Origin of the sequence: Microcoleus sp. LEGE 07076, from assembly GCF_015207455.1 — a bacterium.
GTDB lineage: Bacteria > Cyanobacteriota > Cyanobacteriia > Cyanobacteriales > Microcoleaceae > Microcoleus.
The window spans coordinates 1-5,269 of the sequence record NZ_JADEWV010000307.1; the positions used below are offsets into that span (position 1 = coordinate 1).

General features: G+C 45.8%; 6 protein-coding genes. 1 reads left to right on the forward strand and 5 read right to left on the reverse strand.

Annotated features, from left to right (window positions below):
- The 3 genes from IQ270_RS27860 to IQ270_RS27870 form a co-directional block, all read right to left on the reverse strand.
- A partial coding sequence (locus IQ270_RS27860) for a glycosyltransferase family 2 protein (protein ID WP_228056769.1) occupies positions 1-908 on the reverse strand: 908 nt, incomplete at its 3' end.
- 97 nt (positions 909-1,005) lie between these two features.
- The gene (locus IQ270_RS27865; protein ID WP_193976379.1) at positions 1,006-1,836 is read right to left on the reverse strand and encodes an HpsJ family protein; all 831 of its coding nucleotides are present in this window, start codon (positions 1,834-1,836) and stop codon (positions 1,006-1,008) included.
- Between the two features lie 626 nt (positions 1,837-2,462).
- The gene (locus IQ270_RS27870) at positions 2,463-2,621 is read right to left on the reverse strand and encodes a hypothetical protein (protein ID WP_193976380.1); all 159 of its coding nucleotides are present in this window, start codon (positions 2,619-2,621) and stop codon (positions 2,463-2,465) included.
- 638 nt (positions 2,622-3,259) lie between these two features.
- On the opposite strand from IQ270_RS27870, the gene IQ270_RS27875 reads away from it, so the two are divergent.
- Positions 3,260-3,634 (forward strand): hypothetical protein, encoded by a 375-nt coding sequence (locus tag IQ270_RS27875; protein WP_193976381.1) that lies wholly within the window; start codon positions 3,260-3,262, stop codon positions 3,632-3,634.
- A gap of 166 nt (positions 3,635-3,800) precedes the next feature.
- Here the strand turns inward: IQ270_RS27875 and IQ270_RS27880 are convergent, their stop codons facing one another.
- Both IQ270_RS27880 and IQ270_RS27885 read right to left on the reverse strand, forming a co-directional pair.
- A complete protein-coding gene (locus IQ270_RS27880) occupies positions 3,801-4,982 on the reverse strand; it encodes a murein transglycosylase A (RefSeq protein WP_368670144.1) in 1,182 nt (393 codons plus the stop codon).
- Positions 4,983-5,016: 34 nt separating this feature from the next.
- The coding region (locus tag IQ270_RS27885; RefSeq protein WP_193976383.1) for a hypothetical protein at positions 5,017-5,269 on the reverse strand (253 nt) is incomplete at its 5' end.

Below are 5,269 nucleotides of genomic sequence, written 5' to 3' on the forward strand. Positions count from 1 at the left end.
GTATCAGAAGTACCAAGATTATAAGAAACTTTAGAGGGTTCAACTGTTACTACTTCGGAAATAGACTGTTCTTCCCCTGTACTTAAATTCGGCAGCGGCATATGCTTCATTTCCCAAACTTTCAGCAAAATGAGATATTCATAAAAAGCTTGCAGCGTACACCAAGCTAATCCTGCTTGACCGTCAAGAAATCCGCCGAGTAAAATATACATATAGAAAAAGCGCACCACAGGACGCAAAGGCAAGCGCAAAGAAAAATCTTTCAAAGCGCGACGCCTTTCTACCTCCGATGCGCCAAACAATAAATCCCACCAATTTACTTGACCCGCTGCTAATTGGCGGAGAGTTTCGGCGGCTTCGTCAGTCGAGTAGCGGTTGTGCTTTTCAATCCAGCGAGAAAGACCTTTGCTGCAAGTATAGTGAGGGTAGGTTTCCTTTAAAAAGTGAGTAGGCCCGTTGCACACTTCCCGTTCAGTGTGACCGTAGTCAGAAAACCACACTCGGTCTTTGCGAAACAGGCGCATTTGATAGCGGGGATACTGAGTGCTGCGGCGAATCCAGCGCTCCATAAATATTACTTTTTCTGCTACGTAATAGCCGATGTATTCTTGACTTTCGATCGCCTTTAAGCATTCAGCAAACAGTGCAGGGGTCATCCGCTCGTCAGCTTCGAGGATGTAAACCCATTCGTACTTGCATTCTACTTCTTTGAGCATCCAAGTCCGCTGGCGTCCGTGAGTTTCAAAGTGGTGCTGCACTGTTCGCACCGGATAATTCTGAACAATCTCAAGGGTGCGATCGCTGCTGAAAGAATCAACTACAATGATATCGTCACAAAGCAGTGCCGATTCTATGCAAGCGGCGATATCAATCTCTTCGTTGTAAGTCAGAATATAAATTGAGAACATTCCCAGCTTTGAGTAAGGGCAAACTATCAGGCAAATCAAGTATCTATTTCTCCGGGATGTCTCGACTTGCGCTAGGGAGCGGTGGCGGTGGCGCCGGTCAACTTTTGCGGCGGCCAAACCGCAGAATTCCCATACTTCTCAATCCAGTCCAACCAACAGTAATGTAGCCGATGGCTAACAACAAACTGCTGATTCCCGTCTGCAAACTCGAATTTCTCGATCGAGTTCTCAACTCTTTCTCTTTTTGTTGCTTGCGGGTGCGAATCTCGTTGCGAGCTTGAACAGGCAGTTCTTGGGCTTGCTGTTCTAGAAACTTGTCAAGGGCTTTCGGGTCATTTTTTGCATCCTGAAGCACAGCTTTCAATTCCTTGGGAACATCTGGACTCTTGAGTGCTTCTTGCAGCTTCCCGTCATCTTGCAGCAGCGCGCCTATCTGGCTGCGGCGCTGGCTTTTGAGCTGTTCTACCTGAGCTTTAAACTGCTCGCTTTTAATTTGCACCTCTAGCTGATTTTCGGCTTGTCCCGCTTCCTTATCGACTTGAGCCAGAGCATCCTTGAGTTCCAAACGAGTATTGTTGAGGTGAACGGGAACCAACAACAGGTAAATTAGCCCTAACAAGCTGGAAATCAACAGCGCCCAGAATCGCAAGTCAACCCAAACATTGCGCCGATCAACAGAGACTCCGCTGCTGCTGTCCACCCAAAAGCCAGTCATCAGCAGGGCGATACCCATCAAAGGAATAATGCCCCTGTCAACTATCTGAGTTGCTGCGGCCAACTGCCAGCCTCGATTCACAATGTCGGAGGTTTCTCCCGGCAGCGATAGAACAATGCAGTCGAGCAAAGCAGAAAGAATCAAGATAATCCCGACTACTTTTAGAGTTCGAGCTGCTACTGAAGAAAATTGACGGCTGTTAGTTGCTTTCATAATTCCTGTTAGATAATTCTACACCGTTAGATTCAACGAAATTTTGTTGAGTGGGTTAACTGGTGGTAGTGCCCATACCGTTTTAGATTGGGAATCACTGATTCCATAAGGGTTTGGAGCTAGCCTACCCTTTCATTTTTTTGGGGAAACGGGTGTTAGTTTCTCGTACTCGCTTGTTGATTCGCCGGCGGAGGCACCGTGTCTGGGGCCCGCGTCCACACGATCGCGCCCGGTTCAGTTTCTTGCTCTGTGGAAACAGGAATCCTGAAGGTGAAAACAGCCCTTAAGACGGGAAACTCTGCAAACGAATCAAAGTGTCCCCCATTTTATGAGTTTGGAAGCCCCAATAAGATGCGAAGCCGATTGAGTACCTCACGTTATTTTCCATCAAAATAGCTCGATCGGGTACTCGCGTCGATTTTCTCTGGGTTTTAACCGGGCAGGGGCGTAATTAAGCGCGAGTTGCTGCGCGCTCTCTTGGCAAGTTGGACACAGGAGGCTGCGCGCGATCGCCGGAGGCTGTGGAGCTTTTTGATACTCCCCATGCCGTTGATGCTGCAAGGATTCTTGAACAGTCCCAAGTCTGATTTTCGCTGGAGGCTATCAAATCGGTACTACTGATTCCACTAAAATTTAACCCCAGTTTCACCGCTACTTTTCTGATGATTAAAGTTCAGTGAAGGAATCGCCTCTTCCAATACTCTCGAAAAAGGAGCGATCGCATATTGAGAGATAACTGCCGATCGAGTAACGATGCCGTCCAATTCTACTTCATTATTTGTCAAAACGAATCTCAAAGGTCAACTTAAGAAAGTTGTGGGCCATCTTTATCGATTAAGAACGCGGGTAGAATATGGCTTTCGGCAAGGTAAAGAATAATTAGGTCTGACAGATGACCGTTCTACTGATTTTAAGGATGTTTAAAAGTGGCGATAGAATATTTTTTTTGAACAATGATTGTTTTTAAAATTTAAGAGTTTTTGTGTTTAAATCTCTGCTATCGAACTCAAGATAATTCCAACAAGAATTCTGCTAATTTCTCGGATTGTCAACAATAAAATTACCAAAGTGATAAAGAATACCTTAATGTTTTTTGTTTAGTTGTGCAACCTCTCCTTCTATTTGGGTTGCTCGTTACTTTCGCTCTGCCTGGTAATGCAGATAGGCGAGGAAGAGCCTCCTTTGAGGAAGGCAACTTATACCAATTTGATAAAGTAGCGCTAGATATTACCCCCCCAACCCCCCGCGATTTCGGGGGGGCTAAGACTTCATCCGTAGCACATCTTTAGAAAAATGGTATGAGATGCTCCGAGGAGGTTTTATTTGCGAGTTGAATTTAATCGATCTACCCGAAGCAAAAACAACTGGTTAGATATGGTAAAATATGACCGATCTTGATTAAGCTAACAAACCAAAATTGGTCATGAACTATGATGAGATCGCTGGCTTGTGTCAGCAGCTTGGATACAGGGAGAAGTTGCGTTTAGCTCAAATGCTGATCCAGCTAGCCAGAAAAGAAGAGGAAAGTCAAAACCCGCAACACCGAATTGCAGGGAATTGGAAAGAATCCTCACCAAGTCAAAATAACTCTGACATAATTCAATATGTTTTTGAAAGGATTATCAAGTTAAAGCCAACCAGGAGAAGTACCCTTCAGAATTCTATCGATGCTATGTTTCAGTTTCAAGGTGGTATTTCTGAGGTTGAACAAGAAAGAATTATCGTGGAACTTCAACGGTTACAATACATACGCATTGATGAGAATAATAAAGTGACGTATTTAAAGAAAAGTCCGTGACTGTTTGACGATCGAAAACTTAATAACTTAACCACTTCCTACATTCTTCTCTCATGTAAGTGGCGAGATAGAAGGAGGCAGAGCCTCCGGATCTGCATTACCAGGCAGAGCGAAAGTAACGAGTAAGGCGGGGACGATCGCCACGACAAAGGAAAGCAGAATTAATCTACTTTAAAAGCGGATAGTACAGTTCTCCTGTTGAGTTGATATAACCCGCGCGATCGCCCGCCAAATTCCCGGTTCCCATAAATACATCAACTCTCCCCGCGCCTTTAATTGCACCGCCCGTATCCTGATCCAAAACATACCGATTCACGGCATTTTGTTCGAGTTTTCCCGCTGCATTTGGATAAGGCAATTTGGTGCTAATTAATGCTAGCGCGCCGGGGGGCATTAAAGATTTATCTGTGGCGATCGACCTTTCGGCAGTTACCGGCACTCCGATGCTGCCAGTCGGCGGTGCTCCGTTAGTTTCTCGGAAGAACACAAAGCTTTGATTCTTCGGCAAATACTTGTCCATCTCGGTCGGAAAATTGCTGAAATATTCGGTGAGTTTGGGCAATGTTAACTCATCTAAAGTAAACTTGCCGTCCTTAACTAATTCTCGCCCGACTCCTGTATAACTGTGACTGGTTTTCCCCGCGAAACCCACTGTCATCTCGCCGCCTTCTGCTAGCTGCAATCTCGCGGAACCTTGGACTTGCACGAGAAATGCTTGGAATCGATCGCGCAACCAAACTAATTCTAATCCCCGCAGCAATCCTTTGCTTCCCTGCAAACCATCTGCACCTTCCAAATCCAATCTAGTCGGGTGAGGTTTCGACCAAGAACCTATGTTTGGTGGCAGGCGGTACAGGGGATAACGGAATTCGGAATTAGCCGTCCTAGATGCGGAGTAAGTCGGCTCAAAATAACCGGTAAATGAAACTGTTCCTTTGCCGTCTTTGCCGATCGATTTGTAAAAAACAAATTCGCGCTTGACAGATTCCTGGAGTTGTGATGCTGTAGTGGAACTGACTACTAATTGGCGGAATCGATCGAGGGAACGGCGGACTCGATCGCGCGTAATTCCCGAAACTCGATAGCGACTGTAAGCAGCGGCGGCGGCTGATGTATTGAGATAGCGGAGGCTGTTGTCGATCGACCGCTTCAGCAATTCGCGATCGCCCGGTTGGCCATTTTCGCCCCAGATTTGAGTGTCAAGCCCGATCGACTCCAACTCTCCCGCCTGCAATTGATTTACACTAATTGGTTGCAGTGGCCCAACTGCAACGGCGGGCATCGAAAAAGCGATCGCCAAAACACAACAGGCGATCGACAATAGTTGATAGCGAAAAATCTTGCTCAATTTCCAATTTTCCTTAATCAATTGATAATTTTTTTTATTCATCAAAGCGTTCGATACTGGAACTAAATATCGGTTCTACCCGAATTGCGATAATGCAGCTAGGCCGAACTACCATGTATTCGCCTTGAATATTTTTGATCGGGACATTGACAAATTCTGAGGAATCTTGTTTGGGAACCAGAGTTTTATACCACTGTTGAAAATCTTGCAGGGTTGCAAAACGGATTTCTTCGCGGTGGCCGCCCTCAAGCAGGAGGTGCACGGAATATTCGCTAGGAGTTCTAGGC